This is a genomic window from Stenotrophomonas sp. Iso1 (assembly GCF_027497995.1).
Lineage (GTDB): Bacteria > Pseudomonadota > Gammaproteobacteria > Xanthomonadales > Xanthomonadaceae > Stenotrophomonas.
In genome coordinates, this window is the sequence record NZ_JAODBT010000001.1 from 1399285 (window position 1) to 1415848 (window position 16564).

General features: G+C 62.6%; 12 protein-coding genes. 4 read left to right on the forward strand and 8 right to left on the reverse strand.

What is annotated here, in order from left to right; genetic code table 11:
- Nucleotides 1-181: 181 nt before the first annotated feature.
- On the forward strand, nt 182-2893 hold the full coding sequence (gene ppc / locus PAN08_RS06000) for a phosphoenolpyruvate carboxylase (RefSeq protein WP_269790564.1): 2712 nt from the start codon (nt 182-184) through the stop codon (nt 2891-2893).
- Nucleotides 2894-3167: 274 nt separating this feature from the next.
- Here the strand turns inward: ppc and PAN08_RS06005 are convergent, their stop codons facing one another.
- The 6 genes from PAN08_RS06005 to metK all read right to left on the reverse strand — a co-directional run bounded on the left by PAN08_RS06005 (nt 3168) and on the right by metK (nt 8797).
- Nucleotides 3168-3689, reverse strand: coding sequence for an acyl-CoA thioesterase (locus tag PAN08_RS06005; protein ID WP_332840089.1), 522 nt, complete (start codon nt 3687-3689; stop codon nt 3168-3170).
- 280 nt (nt 3690-3969) lie between these two features.
- Nucleotides 3970-4872, reverse strand: coding sequence for a phosphatidate cytidylyltransferase (locus tag PAN08_RS06010; protein ID WP_269791186.1), 903 nt, complete (start codon nt 4870-4872; stop codon nt 3970-3972).
- A 77-nt stretch (nt 4873-4949) separates the two neighbouring features.
- Nucleotides 4950-5543 carry a lysophospholipid acyltransferase family protein gene (locus PAN08_RS06015; RefSeq protein WP_269790565.1) on the reverse strand — a complete coding sequence of 198 codons (594 nt, stop codon included), beginning with the start codon at nt 5541-5543 and terminating at the stop codon, nt 4950-4952.
- A complete protein-coding gene (locus PAN08_RS06020) occupies nt 5543-6166 on the reverse strand; it encodes a CDP-alcohol phosphatidyltransferase family protein (protein ID WP_269790566.1) in 624 nt (207 codons plus the stop codon). The genes PAN08_RS06015 and PAN08_RS06020 overlap by 1 nt, the downstream gene beginning before the upstream one ends.
- Nucleotides 6167-6218: 52 nt before the next feature.
- Complete coding sequence (locus PAN08_RS06025; protein WP_269790567.1) at nt 6219-7433, reverse strand: hypothetical protein; 1215 nt, start codon at nt 7431-7433, stop codon at nt 6219-6221.
- A gap of 128 nt (nt 7434-7561) precedes the next feature.
- The gene (gene metK, locus PAN08_RS06030; RefSeq protein WP_269790568.1) at nt 7562-8797 is read right to left on the reverse strand and encodes a methionine adenosyltransferase; all 1236 of its coding nucleotides are present in this window, start codon (nt 8795-8797) and stop codon (nt 7562-7564) included.
- Nucleotides 8798-8949: 152 nt separating this feature from the next.
- Between metK and PAN08_RS06035 the strand changes: the two genes are divergently transcribed.
- Complete coding sequence (locus PAN08_RS06035; RefSeq protein ID WP_269790569.1) at nt 8950-10008, forward strand: metal-dependent hydrolase; 1059 nt, start codon at nt 8950-8952, stop codon at nt 10006-10008.
- Here the strand turns inward: PAN08_RS06035 and PAN08_RS06040 are convergent.
- On the reverse strand, nt 10002-10823 hold the full coding sequence (locus PAN08_RS06040) for a methyltransferase domain-containing protein (protein WP_269790570.1): 822 nt from the start codon (nt 10821-10823) through the stop codon (nt 10002-10004). The two genes, PAN08_RS06035 and PAN08_RS06040, sit on opposite strands and share 7 nt — an antisense overlap.
- A 456-nt stretch (nt 10824-11279) precedes the next feature.
- Here PAN08_RS06040 and PAN08_RS06045 point away from each other — a divergent pair, with 456 nt between their 5' ends.
- On the forward strand, nt 11280-11879 hold the full coding sequence (locus tag PAN08_RS06045) for a nitroreductase family protein (RefSeq protein ID WP_269790571.1): 600 nt from the start codon (nt 11280-11282) through the stop codon (nt 11877-11879).
- A gap of 140 nt (nt 11880-12019) precedes the next feature.
- On the opposite strand, the gene PAN08_RS06050 is transcribed toward PAN08_RS06045, so the two are convergent.
- On the reverse strand, nt 12020-13528 hold the full coding sequence (locus PAN08_RS06050; protein WP_269790572.1) for a serine hydrolase domain-containing protein: 1509 nt from the start codon (nt 13526-13528) through the stop codon (nt 12020-12022).
- 378 nt (nt 13529-13906) lie between these two features.
- Between PAN08_RS06050 and PAN08_RS06055 the strand changes: the two genes are divergently transcribed.
- Complete coding sequence (locus tag PAN08_RS06055) at nt 13907-16564, forward strand: M1 family metallopeptidase (protein ID WP_269790573.1); 2658 nt, start codon at nt 13907-13909, stop codon at nt 16562-16564.

Consider the following 16564-nt stretch of genomic DNA (forward strand, 5'->3'; position numbering starts at 1 on the left):
GACTCAATCCACGACAATGCGTGTCCACAACGGGGCGGCTTCGCCCCGTTGTGCTGTCTGCACGGACAAGCGTCGGACAATATGCAAATGCAACTATCTGCAGGTTTGATGCACTGCAAAAACCAACTGTTTTTTCGGGTAGGCTTGACGCGTTTCCGCTCTCAAGGCTTGTACGTCGTAGATGAACGAGTACCGTAGCAGCGTAGTCTTTGCCACCCCCGACCTGCCGTTGCGCGACGATGTGCGCCGCCTCGGTACTTTGGTCGGCGACCTTCTTTCCGAACAAGTTTCGCCCAGCTTCCTCGATGAAGTGGAAGACGTGCGCACCGCCGCCATTGCACGCCGCGAAAGCAATACGCCGCTGGCCACGTTGATCACGCAACTGGGCGGCCGTTCGCCGCGCGAAGCCGAAGCATTGGTGCGTGCATTCAGTACCTATTTCCAGGTAGTGAACATCGCCGAGCGCGTGCACCGCATTCGACGCCGCCGCGACTATCAACGTGCAGGCACAAAACGCCCGCAACCGGATGGCCTGCACGACGCCTTGCTCGCCCTCAAGGCGCAGGGCGTGTCGCTTGAAGAATTGGCGCAATGGTTGCCGCGCATCGACATCGAGCCGGTGTTCACCGCGCACCCCACCGAAGCCGTGCGTCGTGCATTGCTGGAAAAAGAACAGTTGATGGTGGCCTCGCTGGTCGACAACCTCGACGGCCAGCGCACGCCAGGCGAGCAGGCTACCGATGCCGCCCGTTTCCGCATGGCGCTCACTGCGTCCTGGCAGACCGCTGATTCCTCGCCGGTACGTCCCACCGTTGATGACGAACGCGAGCATGTGGGTTTCTATCTCACGCGCGTGTTGTACCGGGTGATCCCGGTGTTCTATGAATCGCTGGAGCAGGCGCTGCGCGATACGTGGGGCCGCACTCTACCGTTGCCGCGATTGGTGCGTTTCGGCACGTGGGTAGGCGGTGACATGGACGGCAATCCCAATGTGGATGCCAGCACCATCACCGCGACGTTGAACGCACAACGTGCAGCAGTGTTGGAGCTGTACATCAAAGACATGCTCGGGCTGGCCAGCCTGCTCAGCCAATCCACCGAGTTGGTGGGTGTCAGCGATGCGGTCGTGGCGCGGGTGGCCGAGTACCGTCAGCTGCTGCCGGATGTGGAATCGCGTCCGCGTCATGCCGACATGCCGTATCGGTTGCTCAATGACCGCATGCGTGCGCGCCTGCAAGCCACCTTGGCCGATGCGCCGGCGGCGTACGCGTCGCCGGAGGAATTCATTGGCGATATCCAGCTGATTCTCGACAGCCTGGAAGCAAACAAGGGCAAGCATGCCGGTTGGTTCTCCGTGCGCCGCCTGTTGTGGCGCGTGCGTACCTTCGGGTTTCATCTGGCGCGATTGGATGTACGTCAGGAGTCCAGCGTGCATTCGCGTGCGTTGGCTGAAGTGCTGGGCGGGCAGGAAGCATTCGAGGCATTGGACGATACAACGCGTGCGCAGACGCTTTCGCCGTATGCATCGGGTGAGTCATCGCTGGCACACGGGGCCGATGAAGCAGGTCAACGTCTGGATAAAGTGTTCGGTGCAATGGCCGATGCACGCCACCGTCATGGCGCCGATGCTTTGGGCAGTTACATCATTTCGATGGCGCATGATCGTGGCGACGTACTTGCCGTGTTGGCGCTGGCGCGACGTGGCGGCTTGTTGGACGCGGGCAATGCGGTACCGCTGGACATCGCGCCCCTGTTTGAAACGGTGGACGACTTGCGGCGCGGCACCGTCACGCTGCGCGACCTGCTGGCCGATCCTGTCTATCGTGCACACCTGGCCGCACGCGATGACGTGCAGATGGTGATGCTGGGTTACTCGGACAGCGGCAAGGACGGTGGTATTGCCGCATCACGCTGGGGGCTGCAGCAGGCCCAGGTGGAATTACTGGAAGTGGCCAGCGAGTTTGGTGTGCACCTGACCTTCTTCCACGGGCGGGGCGGGTCGATCAGCCGGGGCGGCACCAAGACCACCCTCGCAGTGAACGCATCGCCGCGCGGCAGCATTGACGGCCGTCTGCGCGTGACGGAGCAGGGCGAGGTGATCCACCGCAAGTACGGCATCCGTGCGTTGGCGCTGCGCTCGCTGGAGCAGTCCGCCGGCGCCGTGCTGCGCGCCAGCCTGCGCCCGCGTGAGGCTGAGCCGCGCGAGGAACAGTGGAAGCCGGTGATGGGTGTGGTGGCCGAGCAGAGTTCACGTGCGTATCGCGCGTTTGTTGGCGATGCAGAGTTCATGAGCTATTTCCGCCAGGCGACGCCGATTGATGTGATCGAGCGCATGACATTGGGCTCGCGCCCATCGCGTCGACTCGGTGAGGACGCGGCGCTGACCAACCTGCGCGCCATTCCATGGGTGTTTGCCTGGAGCCAGGCGCGTGCGGTGATCCCCGGTTGGTTCGGCGTGGGCAGTGGCCTGCAGGCGGCGGCCGATGCCGGCCATGAAGAGTTACTGCGGGAAATGGCGCACGACTGGCCGTTCTTCGAAACCTTCCTCGATGACATGTCGATGGTGCTGAGCAAGGGCGACATCCATATCGCCGAGCAGTTCTCGCGCTTGGCGGGGCCGCTGCATGAGCGGTTCTTCCCGGTAATCCGCGAAGAACTGGCGCTGACCGCGCATTGGGTGAAGCGCTTGAGTGGCCAGCAGGAGTTGCTGGAACACGACCCGCGACTGGCGCTTTCCATTCGCCTGCGCAACCCTTACATCGACCCGATCAGCACGTTGCAGGTGGATCTGCTGCAGCGCTGGCGCGCAAGTGGGCGTGAGGATGAATCGCTGCTGCGCGCGCTGGTGGCTTGCGTCAACGGCGTCTCGCAGGGCGTGCAGAACACCGGTTGATCACAGTAACCACATGAACTGCGAACGCACGCAACCCGGGTGCGCAAAACGCACCTGGGAAGTGCGTGATTCAGTCGTGTCAGCAACGTTTGTTTGGCTCGCGGATCTGGAGCCTCTCGAACGCGCCGTTATCTCCTGTACCCGGGCGTGCCGTGTTTACCCGGGTTGCAGGACTGCCGCATGCGGGTCTCAAACTTCCTGTCTTGCGCCGAAGGCGATGGGACCGCTAGGCAGGAGAGGTTTGCTGCCTCCTCGGTGTCAGCAGCTTCGCGGCTTATGCCGCATCTACGGGGAAGTCAGCCTCGCCGGACGGATTGCTCTTGAGCAGTTCCAGATGACGTTGCTCCATCTCCTGCCGCAGCTGGCGGCGTATCTGCGCGGCGGCGAAGCGGCGTTTCTCATCGCTGGTTTCCGGCAGCAACGGCGGCACCGGCGTTGGCTTGCCGTGATCATCCACCGCCACCATGGTGAAAAAGCAGCTGTTGGCGTGGCGCACGCTGGCTTTGCGGATGTCCTCGGCCACGACCTTGATGCCTACTTCCAGTGAGGAGGTGCCGGTGTAGTTCACCGAGGCCAGAAAGGTGACCAGCTCACCGACGGCGATGGGCTGGCGGAACATCACCTGGTCCACCGACAGCGTGACGACATAGTTGCCGGCGTAGCGGCTGGCGCAGGCATAGGCCACTTGGTCGAGCAGGCGCAGCACCGAGCCGCCGTGCACTTTTCCAGAGAAATTTGCCATCTCCGGCGTCATCAAAACAGTCATCGACAACTGGTGGGATTTGGATTCGGACATGATGGGCAACACCACGACAGCAGGAGCCGCAGGCTACTCCAGCGCGGGTGGTGGCGATAGTCCGATCGCAGGAATGATGCGTTCCCCTTCTCCCGTTAAGGGGCGAAGCCAGGCGGCTTGCTGGTGCATGACGGAACACCCTGCGCGCTGCGTGGTGTTCAGATGCAGATGATGGTGCGCTTGTGCAGTGGAACTCTGGGCCCGGGGAACTTCTCAGTGGGGCAGGGGATTGCCTTCACTCCAACCCCACGCCCGTGTCCGGGAAAAGGGCTTTGAGCGATTACTGGAAGTTGTAGCGCACTACATGGAAGAACACCGGCGCGGAGAACACGACCGAATCCAACCGGTCGAGAATGCCACCATGGCCTTCGATCATCTCGCCCCAATCCTTGGCGCCGAGGCTGCGCTTCACTGCAGACAGCGCCAACCCGCCGAGGAAGCCGCAGATCACGATCAGCAGTGACAACGCGGCCGACTGCAGGGGAGTGAACGGAGTGATCCAATACAGTGCAGCACCGACGCCCGTAGCGGCCAGCCCGCCGCCGACCAAGCCTTCGACCGTCTTGGAAGGGCTTACCAGTGGTGCGAGCAGATGCTTGCCGAACAATTTGCCGAACACGTACTGCAGCACGTCACTCAGCTGCACGACCAGCAGCAGGTAGAACAACAGCATCAGGTTCTGGCCTTCGTAGCCGGGAATGCGCAGCAGCATCAACGCTGGCGCGTGGCTCAAGCAGAACACGGTGAGCATTACGCCCCACTGGATCTTGGTATTTCGCTCCAGGAAATTCTCGGTGTCGCCGGACAGTGCGGAAATTGCCGGTAACGCCAGAAAGCCGTAGACCGGAATGCACATGACGAACAGGCCGTACCAATCGATGCCGATCAGCCAGTACTGCAGCGGAATGGCGACATAGAAGCACAGGCACAGCGCCAGGTGGTCGCCGCGCCGCGTTGGCGTAAGCGAAATGAACTCGCGCAGCGCGAAGAATGAAAGCAGGCCGAAGAAAACCAGCGTGGCGATCTTGCCCATCAGGAAGCAGACCAGCAGCACGCCGGCCATCACCCACCACGCGCGGATGCGGGCGTTGAGGTTGTCGACCACCGAGCCGGGTTTGATACGGCCCAGAATGAAGCCGATCACACTGGCCAGCACCAGCACGCCGATCACACCGCCGATCATCCACCAGAACTTCGGCGGCGCACGGTCAATGGCCTGGTGCAGAAAGCTGCCGAGCGGCAGATGTTGGAACACGTTGTTCATGCCAGATCCACCACGGCTTGCCGGGCGCGTTCAAGGAACTGCACCTTGTCTTCGTCGACGATGCGATTGAGCGGGGCGCCGAAACGCACCGTGCATACCAGTGGCACCGGCACCATGCTGCCCTTGGGCAGCGCGCGGCGCGCGTTGTCCAGATGTACCGCCACCAGTTCCACATGCGGGTACCGCTGCGCCAGATGGAACAAACCGGCCTTGAAGGGCAGCAGCAGTTCTTCGTGGTTGCGCGTGCCTTCGGGGAACAGGATCAGCGAATCACCGGCATCCAGTGCGTCGTACAAGGGTTGCAGAGGGTCGCCTTCGCACTTGTTGCGATCACGTTCGATCAGCACCGCATTGAAGCCCTTGTTGGCGATGACCTTGCGGATGCCCTTGCTCCAATAGTCGCGTGCAGCTACTGGACGGGTGTGCTCGCGCAGCGCAGGCGGCAATGCTGACCACAGAGCCACTGTGTCCAGATGGCTGGAATGATTGGCGAAATAGATACGTTGGATATCCGTGGGGCGGCTGCCGATCCAGCGCGGATAAGCGCCGATGAAGATCTTGACCGTCGCAACCAGCAGGCGCGACAGCATCACGAGCGCACATTGAGTTGCACGGCGATAGCGCGCATGCGGGTGATGCAGGTCAGCAGCGATCCTGCTGCGATAACGACGGCAGCCGTCGGCAGTACGTAAGCGGTGTGCGTGACCAGCACTTCGATCAAGGCCAGCAGGCAGGCTGCGGTGAGCACGGCCATTCGGTGCTGCTTGGCCATCGGCCCACGAAAATCCTGGGGCAAGCCGAGACTGGCGCCGGACAGACGCACGTAGGCGGTCAGCGCGGCGAGCAGGGCACCCAGCCAGCCCACCCATGGCAGGCCGGCGGCGTAACCCAGGGCGACGATCAACAGTGAGTCGGCGATGCGGTCGGGGTATTCGTTGTAGAGCGCGCCAGTCGGGGTTTGCTTGCCACCTTCCATCGCGACCATGCCGTCGAGCAGGTTGCAGATCAGGCGCAGCTGTATGCAGACGGCGCAGGTGATCAGGCCCGCAATGCCGGGCCAATGGAGCAGGGCAGCTGCGCCAATGGCGGCGAAGAAGATGCTCAGTACCGAGATCTGGTTCGGTGTGATGGAGGAACGCACCAGCGCGGCACTCAGGGCGCGGGCCCAGCCGGTGGAACGGGCGGCAATCGGTCTACGGTCATCCTTTCCCATGTCGGCGATGGTAGTGCATCGTCATGCTCAATGGGCGTAATCAGGAATTGGCTCAGAGTGCCTGCAGGCGTGCACGCATGCCGGCATCGGGGAAGCCGAGCGTGAGGTAGCGTGGTGGATGGATGTGCCGGGCGTCTTTCTGCAACAGGTGGCCGAGAATGGGTTGGGCTTTTTCCCAATCGACGATCAGGGTGTCCGCGTCGTCATCATGGGTGGGTATGACCAGCACGATGCGATCAGTACGCGGCAGGGAGCTGGCCACGCCTTCGGTCCAGGCGCATAAGGAATGCTGTTCTTCGTTGTGGACCATGAAGTTGGCGACGAAAACATCTTCCTCGTGCGCCTGGCACACACGGTCCAGCAGTTGCTTCTGCATCGCATAGGCACCTGCGTCCAGCTCCAGCCGTAGCTGCCGCTGCTTTTCGCGCAACGCTGCATCGGCCAGAACGTGCGCGTGCAACTGCCCTTCGTCGTAGCGCAGCACCTCCCAGGAGATGACGCGGCCGTCGGCAAAGGCCTCGCCTGCCATTTCCAACATATGGGCCTGCGCCTGCAGGTCGCGCTCACCGGTGACCAGCAGCATGTCGCGGGTGGCCAGCATGAACACCGGGAGGCCAGCAACCGGGACCCGATGCAGCAGATCCGGCAGCAGGACGCGGCTGCTGTCGTAGGCATCACCCCACGCGGCCTGGTAGACGCCCGGCGCCACTTCCACGAACGGCTCGTCCGGGCTTTGGCGCAGATTGGCACGGGCAATGGCTAGTGCCTGGTCGAAGCTGATGCCCCATTCCTCCAGCGGGCCCCGGGTGAGGGTGGCGGTGTGATCCGGGTGATCCACGGCCAGCAACTCCACGCACTCCTCGCTCAGGCGGCGGTACTGCAGTTGTTGAGGCGGCGCGCTCCAGCCGACCTGCTCGGCGTGGTGGAGGTTGATCTCCTCAAGCTGGGTGATGCTGCGGATCAGCGGGCGCAGCAGAGGCCGTGCCTGTTCCAGCGTCATCGCCTCGTCGTTGTCATGGATGCCCAGCAACTGACTGAAGGACTCCAAGGCCTTGCGTTGCTGCGCGCGAGGCGCGCCCAGATAGGCCTGGTAGGCGTTGTGCAGGTTGAAGTAGGAGCCGTTGGCGTGGCGGATACGGAAGGTGTCGGCGTCGTATTCCAGCGCGTGCGGGTAGCCCTTGGCACGCACCGCCTCCATGAACTTTTGGGCAAAGCGGTCCGGGTCGGGTTTGTCCTTGAACAGCTTGCCGATCAATGCGGAAAACATGCCAACGCTCCTTGTGTATGCACGGGCATCGTGTGCGGGCAGGGTGATGCTTGGCAAGCGCGCAGATGCAAATGAAGACGGGCCGCTTGCGCGGCCCGTCAGGGTATTGCTGGCGATGCTGGCCGAACTTACTTCAGCTTTGCAGCCTTGCGCAGGGCCTCGGCGCGGTCGGTCTTCTCCCAGGAGAAGGCGGTCGCGTTCTGGGTCTTGCCGTCGCCGTCAACGTACGAGAATTCCTTCGGCTTGCGGCCGAAGTGGCCGTAAGCAGCGGTCTGCTGGTACATCGGGTGGATCAGGTCGAGCATCTTGATGATGCCGTACGGGCGCAGGTCGAAGTGCGCGCGGATCAGCTTTTCAATCTGTGCGTCCGGGATCTTGCCGGTGCCGAAGGTGGTCACCGAGATGGAGGTCGGCTCGGCCACGCCGATGGCGTAGGAAACCTGCACTTCGCACTTGTCGGCCAAGCCGGCGGCAACCACGTTCTTGGCGACGTAACGGGCAGCGTAAGCGGCCGAGCGGTCAACCTTGGACGGATCCTTGCCCGAGAACGCACCGCCACCGTGACGGGCCATGCCGCCGTAGGTGTCGACGATGATCTTGCGACCGGTCAGGCCGCAATCGCCCACCGGGCCGCCGATCACGAAGATACCGGTCGGGTTGATGTGCACCTTGTTCTTGGACAGCTTGTCCAGCCATGCCTTCGGCAGCACCGGCTTGAGGATGTGCTCGCGCACGGCCTCGATCAGGTCTTTCTGCTTCACGCCCGGGTCGTGCTGGGTCGACAGAACCACGGCATCCAGGCCTTCGATCTTGCCGTCCTGGCCGTAGCGCAGGGTGACCTGGCTCTTGGCATCCGGACGCAGCCACGGCAGCGGCGAGTTCTTCTTCTTGCGGACCTTGGCCTGCTGCTCGACCAGACGGTGCGAGTAGTACAGCGGCGCCGGCATGAACTCCGGGGCTTCGTTGCAGGCGTAGCCGAACATCAGGCCCTGGTCGCCAGCGCCCTGTTCTTCCAGCTTCTTGGTCTTCTTGCCGCTGCCATCAACGCCGGCGGCGATGTCCACGGACTGCTTGCCGAGCATGTTGATGATGGCGCAGGTGTGGCCGTCAAAACCGACGTCGGAGTTGTCGTAGCCGATCGAATTGATGACGTTGCGGGTCAGGTCTTCGATGTCGACCCACGCCGAGGTGGTGACTTCGCCGGCCACGATGGCCGCACCGGTCTTGACCAGGGTTTCGCAGGCCACGCGGGCGCGTTTGTCCTGGGTCAGGATTGCGTCCAGCACCGCGTCGGAGATCTGGTCGGCAATCTTGTCCGGATGGCCTTCGGAGACCGATTCGGAGGTGAACAGGTAGCTGGACATCGAGGCAATATCCTTTAATTCGGATGGAAAGATGGGTGCGCATGATACACGTCATGCCCCAAGGGTGCATTGTGCGCCGAGGCATGTTGCCGCTCGTTAAGCAGAGGGTCGCCGGAGCAGGGGGCGGTGTGACTGGCTGCTAGGATCCGCGCATGGATTCCCTCAGCCAAATCGTTCTTGGTGGCGCCATTGCCGCCGCCATCGCCCCCGCTGGGCATCGCCGCGCCGCGCTGTTGGCAGGCGCCGCGTTGGGCACCGTGCCCGATCTCGATGGTTTGTTCATCGCAGCCTTCACCGACAACCCGGTGAGCCTGATGACGGTGCACCGCAGTTTCAGCCATTCGCTGTTCGTGCTGCCGCTGCTCGGTACGCTGATCTGGTGGCTGTATCGGGGCTTTGGCCATGGCCGGGTCGCCGAGGCGCCGGGCCGCTGGTGGTGGGCAATGGTGCTGGCGTTGGTTACCCATCCGTTGCTGGACGCCTTCACCGTTTATGGCACCCAACTGTGGTGGCCGCTGACGCCGCCGCCGACCATGTGGTCCAGCGTGTTCATCATCGACCCGCTGTACACGGTGTGGCTGCTGATCGGCTGTCTGGTGGCGTGGTGGGCGCGGGCACGTCCGCTCGCGCAACGGGCGTTGGTGCTTGGGTTGGTCCTCAGTACGGGCTACCTGGGCTGGTCGTTGCTGGCCAAGGCGCAGGTTGACCGTGCCGCCGACCAGGCGTTGGCCAGCATGGGCTTGGCCGATGCGCCACGCTTCTCGGTGCCGATGCCTTTCAACACCTTGTTGTGGCGCGTGGTGGCGATGACGCCACAGGGCTATGTAGTTGGTGACCGTTCGTTGTGGGCGGACCATGGGCCGATGCAGTTCCAAGGATATCCATCGAATGTGCAGGCGCTGCGCCAGGCCGGTGAGATCCCGGCCGTGCGACGCCTGCAGTGGTTCAATCACGGTTTCATGCGGGCCCAGGCGAAGGACGGCGAGCTGGTGCTCAGCGATCTGCGCATGGGGCTGGAGCCGGACTACAACTTCAACTTCGCGGTGGCGGTCGAGCACGATGGCCGGTGGGAAGCCACTGCGCCGCGACAGCAGCGGCCGTCGTATCGCGAGGCGGGCAACCAAGGCGTTCTCAAGCAGCGTCTGGCGCAGATGTGGCAGCGGATCTGGCAGGCGCCTGAGCCCACCGCCGCCGCTGCCAATACTCAGTAGACCGTGGCACTGGCCTGCACGAAGGAATAGAAGAACACCGCATTGGGGTCGTTCTGTACCTGATTGAACTCGCGGCGCATTCCCTCGACTGTGGCCGTATCCACCTTGCCGGCTTCCAGCAACTGGTCGGCGGCTGACAGCAGCAGTTCTTCCCACAGCGCGAACATCACTTTGCGCCGTGCCGGCTCGCGGTTATCCAGGTGCACGGTCTTGGTCTGTGTCTGCACGTCGCGGAAGCCGCCGGCCAGCAGCAGGTTGCCCAGCTTGGCGCCGACGAACGGGTCGCCACCGCTGTCGATCTGGAAATCGTTGAACGCCATCCAGTAGCGCCAGAGGTTGGGCGAGTACGGATCAAGCAGGAAGGAGGCATTCATCACCTCGGTCACGAACACCGGCGAGCCCGGGCTCAACACACGGCGGACCTCGGCCAGGGCGCGGGCGGGCGAGGGCACGTGTTCCAGTACCCAGCACAGAAAGGCGCCGTCGAAACTGCGCGGCTCGAACGGCAGATCGGTGGCGTCGGCGCGCTGGAATTCGCAGCGCTCACGCAACCACGGCGTCTGAGCCATGTGCTCGTTGGCGGCGGCCAGCTGCCGTTCGTTGAGGTCCACACCGGTGATGCGCAGGTCGGGAAAGCGGCGCAGCAGAATTTCGGTCTGCGCGCCCACACCGCTGCCTACTTCCAGTACGTGGCGGGCGTTGCAGAAGTCGATGTCGTGAAAGACGGCCGGTTCAAACAGGCGCGCCTGTTTGCGCAGCCGGGTCTGCTCGTTGGCGGAGAAGCCATGCAGGTAGGGGAAGTCATTGAGCGTCATGGATACGGCGTCTTGCAGGAATCCCGCAAGTATCACCAGCGTCCGTTACTGCTGCGCATGCAATGCGGGAACCCAGCATTGCAGTGTGGGTGGCAATCCTTGTGGGGCGGGGCTTTGCACCCACTGGGGACTGATAACCATCGGTTGTTTGCTTGGGACGGAAAGGAATCAGTAGCGATTGAGATTCACGGCCGCCGGGTCATACGCCGGCTGCTGTTGCGGAACTCGGCCGTTTTCGTAGCAATTCCTGACAGCACGAGGAGCGGGGTGTTTCGGGTCTCGCGGTTGAAACTGCGCTTGCAGCAGGCCCGGCGCGTTTGGTCTTGCGATTTGTTCTAAAAATGAAACTATTCATTGGAATTTGAGTAATTGTTCTAATTTTGCAAGCAAATAGAATGGCGGCCAACAAGACAGATCGGCGCTGTTGCCGGTCTACCTTCCCCAAAGGAAATGATCATGAGCAGCCAAGCCATCTCCCTGTACAAGAAGCGTCGTTCCCAGTACGCGCTCGGCAAGAACCTGCCGATCAGCCAGAACGACACCACCCACCTGATCAAGCAGGCCGTGCGCGAAGCGCCGTCGGCCTTCAACGCGCAGTCCTCGCGTGCGGTGATCCTGTTCGGCGCCGAGAACCAGAAGTTCTGGACCCGCGCCAAGGACGAACTGCGCAAGATCGTGCCGGCCGAAGCATTCGCCGGCACCGAGAAGAAGATCGACAGCTTCGCCGCCGGCGCAGGGACGGTGCTGTTCTTCATCGATACCGACGTAGTGAAGGGCCTGCAGGATCAGTTCGCCCTGTACGCCGACAATTTCCCGGTTTGGGCTGAGCAGTCCAACGGCATGGCGCAGTTTGCGGTGTGGACCGCACTGGCCGACGCGGACATCGGCGCCAGCCTGCAGCACTACAACCCGCTGGTGGACGACACCGTACGCGAAGCCTGGGGCGTGCCGGCGAGCTGGACCCTGCGTGCACAGATGCCGTTCGGTTCCAACGAAGCAGGCTTTGGTGAAAAGGCCTACGTGGAAGACGAGGCCCGTTTCAAGGTGTTTGGCTGATCGTGTCTGATTGACATGTGTCGGCGCGGTTCTCTCTCCCCCGCGCGCCGACACCAGCCACACCCGCCCGCCGGTAATGCCGGCGGGCTTTTTTATGTAGGGCGGCGCTGGTTGGGGTGCGCATGCGGAGAGCGCGCCACTCAGCCGGTAGGCAGCCGACGGAAGTACACGCGGCCGCCATCACGCTGCACCAGTAGTGCATGTACTTTGCCGCGGGTATCGCGCAGGAATTCGTAGCGGGGTTGTGAAGCATCTGCCGCGGGATTGATGAAGCGGTTTGGGGTCAATGGTTGCAGCTGACGCGTTACGTCCGCGCTGGCAAGCGCAAGGCCGGACGGGCCCAGGGTGACGCTCAGATGGTCGTGCTCGAAGTAGCCGATCATGTTGCCGCCCACTTCCCTGGGCAGGTCGGTCTGCAGCACATATTCCCCCGCGAAGTCGGCTAGGGCGGTCTCCGGCAGCGTGATGGTCCGCAGCACGGTGTTGCCACCATGGCCCAGGGCATCGGAAAGCCCGTTGCGGATCTCAGCGGCGAGGCGGCCCCCATTCGCGCCATTGGTCAGAATGACGAAGCCATCGCCGTGAGCGGGATATCCCTCAATCCACGCGCGGTAACTGTCGTTGCTGCCGCCGTGATGAAAGATGCGCGTGCTGCCTTCTCCCTCCAGTCGCGGCCCCAGCCCGTGTTGGCTGGGCGCTACTTCGCTCATCATCGCTACTGCGATGGGCTGCGGTAGAAAGTCGCTGTTGCCGGCATAGGTACTCAGCAGGGTTGCCACGAACGCACCCAGCTCATTGGCGTTGGTCCACAAGCCCGAGGCGGCCTGTTCGGGAAAGGTCTCCCAGCCGGTTGGCAGCGCCACGGCGTTGCCATTGTTGTCGTGAGCATGGGCGACATTGGTTGTCGTGGCGGGCAAGGGATTGGTGAATGTACTGCGATGCATGCCGATGGGTGCGAACACGGATTCGCGGGCGATTTTTTCAAACGACTTCCCGGCGGTGTCCTGCAAGACAAGCTGCTCTACCATCACGCCGCCACCGGAATACCGCATGCGCATGCCCGGCGCGAAATCGATGCGCACCGGTTCATTCCGTGCGGGTTTGATGCCGTCCAGCGTCTGCAGAAGCGTGGGCAGGGCTTCGCCGGGTTGGAAATCATCGAAGCCCCAGACGGTCAGCCCTGCGGTATGCGACATCAACATGCGCAGGGTGATGGTGTCCGGGTTATAGGTGCCGCTGGCCGGGATCTTCCATGACCTCAGATAGGCGTTGACGCTGTGGTCCAGCGCCAGCCTGCCAGCCGCAACTTCCCGCAGCGTAGCGGCAGCCGTCACCACCTTGCTCACCGAACCGACCGAGAAAAGTGTGTCGGCGTCGACCGCTTCGCTGCCATTGGCCTGGCGCAGGCCGTAGCCGCAGGCATAGGCCACCTTGCCATCTCGAATCACGGCGATGGCCGCGCCCGGAACCTTGTGTTCGGCCATGCGTTGCTGGATTGACCAGTATGGCAACGGGGCATTCATCGGCAGCGCCGACGGGCGCAGGGTGTTGCTCACTACGGTGTTGCACTGCACGTCGGGCGTTGCTGTCACAGGTTGTGCCGCCACACCGCCAGTGAGCAGCACGGCCAAGCCGATACAGGCGGGCAAGCGCCACCGGGGCACCAAGGTGACTAAAAGAGGAGCCGTGTTGCTCGATCGCATCTGTAACCCTGCCTGCAACGGGATTTTCGCGAGTGTATGGCAGGGAGCAGGCGTCCGCGCGCGGGCATCAAGCCTGCGGGGTGCGCCGCAGCAGCGGGGTTTTCCCCTGGGCAGGGCTGCCGCCAAGAGTGAGATGGAGTGGGAGCAACTGCTGCATCAAGTGATCAAATGCGACCAAGGTTGATGGGGCGTCATACGGGATGTCACAACCGTTGCAGAATCGGTGCAGGCATGACTTCCGGGGCTGTCGGCATGGTGATGGGGATGGGGATGATCCGAGGCTCGCGGATTGCATAACCCATCCATCTCCTCAGGAGTAACCTGATGCGTCGTTCCCTGGTAACTGCCATTGCGTTGGCATTGGCAAGCAGTGCTGTTTCGGTCCACGCACAGGTAAAGGCGGTGGTAGCACCGGCTGCAACCGAAGTGACCACGCAATTGCCGCGTACCGCGCGGCCGCTGCACTACCGCGTGGAAGTCACGCCGCATGCCGAACGGATGACGTTCGACGGCAAAGCCAGCATTGAACTGGACGTATTGTCGGCCTCCGACAGCATTGTCTTGCAGGCCGCAGCGCTGCGTTTTTCCAACAGCCAGCTGGTGACGGAGAAGGGCGCTGTGCTGCCGGCCAAGGTCAGCGTCGATGAAGCCAACCAGACGGCAACGTTCGCGTTCGACAAACCGTTGTTGCCCGGCCGCTACACGCTGAGCACCGACTACAGCGGCATTATCAATACTCAGGCCAATGGCTTGTTTGCCTTGGATTACACAACCGAAAGCGGCAAGAAGCGCGCGCTGTTCACTCAGTTCGAAAACTCCGATGCACGGCGTTTCATGCCGTCTTGGGATGAGCCTGGTTACAAAGCGACCTTTGATCTCACCCTCAATGTGCCGGCGGCGCAGATGGCAGTCAGCAACATGCCCGATGCCAGCAGCAAGGCGCTGGGCAATGGGCTCAAGCAGGTGGTGTTCCAGACCACGCCGAAGATGTCGACGTATCTGCTGTTCATGTCGGCCGGTGAGTTCGAGCGGGCGACGGTGAAGGCCGACAACGGTACCGAGATTGGTGTGATCGCGCAGACCGGCAAGGTTGAACAGGCGCGCTTCGCGCTGGAGGCCAGTCGCGATGTGATCCATGAGTACAACGATTACTTCGGCGTTGCCTATCCGCTGCCCAAGCTCGACAACGTCGCCGCGCCGGGCAGCAGCCAGTTCTTCAGTGCAATGGAAAACTGGGGCGCGATCTTTACCTTCGAGTACTCACTGTTGGTCGACCCCGCGGTATCCAGCGTGTCGGACAAGCAGGGCGTTTTCAGCATTGCCGCACATGAAATCGCGCACCAGTGGTTTGGCAATCTTGTGACGATGGCCTGGTGGGACGATCTGTGGCTCAACGAAGGCTTCGCCACCTGGATGGCAGGCCGCACTACCCAGAAGCTGCATCCGGAGTGGGACCTCAACGGCGTCAGGGCGGCGCGTGTCAGCCGTGGCGCGATGGGGCAGGACGCCTATGTCACCACCCATCCCATCGTGCAGCACGTGGCGACGGTGGAGCAGGCCAGCCAGGCATTCGACGGCATCACCTACGGCAAGGGCGCTGCGGTGATCGGCATGCTGGAGGACTACGTCGGTGCGGATGCATGGCGCAACGGCGTGCGCAGCTACATCAGCGCTCACGCTTATGGCAATGCGGTCACCGACGACCTGTGGCGCGAGATGGACAAGGCTGCCCCGGGCAAGCAGTTTCTGAACGTGGCGCATGACTTCACCCTGCAGCCGGGCATTCCGCTGATCCGTGCCGCCAGCACCTGCGTTGATGGCAAGACCCAGGTGACCCTGCAACAGGGCGAGTACACCATCGATCGCAAGGACAAGGTTCCGCTGCGTTGGCGTGTGCCGGTGACGCTGCGTGGAGCAGACGGCGGGGAGGTGCGCACACTGGTGGATGGCAGCAGCAACGTGCAGTTGCCGGGCTGCACCGGGCCGGTGCTGGTCAATGCCGGGCAGAAAGGTTACTACCGCACGTTGTATGCCCCGGAGCAGTTCAAGGCATTGAGCGGTGGCTTTGATCGCCTGCCGGTGGTCGACCAGTTGGGCGTGATGATGGATGCAAGTGCATTGGCTGCAGTCGGTCTGCAGCCGGAAGCGGACATGCTGGACCTGACCGCAAAGGTAGCCGCAGATGCACCCGCAGACCTGTGGCAGATGGTGGCGCGCACGCTGGGCGGTATCGACAGCATGTTCGATGGAGATGTGCCGCGCCAGACAGCGCTGCGAAAGTACGCACATTCGCGCTTGGCACCGGCATTGGCTTCACTGGGATGGGATGGGCGCGAGGACGAATCGGCACAGACCCGCCAGCTGCGCAGTAGTTTGATCGGCACCTTGGGTGGAATGAATGACGCGCAGGTCATCGCAGAGGCGCGTCGCCGGTTCGATACCTTCCTTGCCAATCCGGAATCGCTGTCGCCGGAGCTGCGCCGCACCGTGTTGGGCGTAGTGGCAAGCAATGCCGACGCCGCCACCTGGGGAAAGCTGCACACGCTGGCCAAGAACGAAACCTCGTCAATGGTGCGTGACCAGTACTACAGCCTGCTGGCCATGCCGAAGGACAAGGCGCTCGCACAGCGTGCATTGGAGATGGCGCTGACCGACGAACCGGGCGCCACCAATGGTGCCGGCATGATCGGTGAGGTATCGGATGAGCACGCGGACATGGCGTTTGATTTCGCGCTGGCCCATCGCGAGAAGGTGGACACGCTGGTCGATGGCAGTTCGCGTGCGGGTTATTACCCGGGGTTGGGTGCCAATGCTGACAACCTGCAGATGGTTGACAAGATCAAGGTGTATGCCGACAAGTACATCGCACCTACTTCGCGTCGTGATGCTGAAACGGTGATCGCCAACATCCAGACGCGACTGAAACTGCGTGGCGAGCGCAAGCCGCAGATTGACGCATGGTTGAAGCAGAACGGGTATTGA

Coding starts and splice junctions, on each gene's coding strand:
- ppc (WP_269790564.1), top strand. CDS start 182: ATGAACGAGTACCGTAGCAGCGTAGTCTTTGCCACCCCCGACCTGCCG.
- PAN08_RS06005 (WP_332840089.1), bottom strand. CDS start 3,689: ATGTCCGAATCCAAATCCCACCAGTTGTCGATGACTGTTTTGATGACG.
- PAN08_RS06010 (WP_269791186.1), bottom strand. CDS start 4,872: ATGATCGGCGGTGTGATCGGCGTGCTGGTGCTGGCCAGTGTGATCGGC.
- PAN08_RS06015 (WP_269790565.1), bottom strand. CDS start 5,543: ATGCTGTCGCGCCTGCTGGTTGCGACGGTCAAGATCTTCATCGGCGCT.
- PAN08_RS06020 (WP_269790566.1), bottom strand. CDS start 6,166: ATGGGAAAGGATGACCGTAGACCGATTGCCGCCCGTTCCACCGGCTGG.
- PAN08_RS06025 (WP_269790567.1), bottom strand. CDS start 7,433: ATGTTTTCCGCATTGATCGGCAAGCTGTTCAAGGACAAACCCGACCCG.
- metK (WP_269790568.1), bottom strand. CDS start 8,797: ATGTCCAGCTACCTGTTCACCTCCGAATCGGTCTCCGAAGGCCATCCG.
- PAN08_RS06035 (WP_269790569.1), top strand. CDS start 8,950: ATGGATTCCCTCAGCCAAATCGTTCTTGGTGGCGCCATTGCCGCCGCC.
- PAN08_RS06040 (WP_269790570.1), bottom strand. CDS start 10,823: ATGACGCTCAATGACTTCCCCTACCTGCATGGCTTCTCCGCCAACGAG.
- PAN08_RS06045 (WP_269790571.1), top strand. CDS start 11,280: ATGAGCAGCCAAGCCATCTCCCTGTACAAGAAGCGTCGTTCCCAGTAC.
- PAN08_RS06055 (WP_269790573.1), top strand. CDS start 13,907: ATGCGTCGTTCCCTGGTAACTGCCATTGCGTTGGCATTGGCAAGCAGT.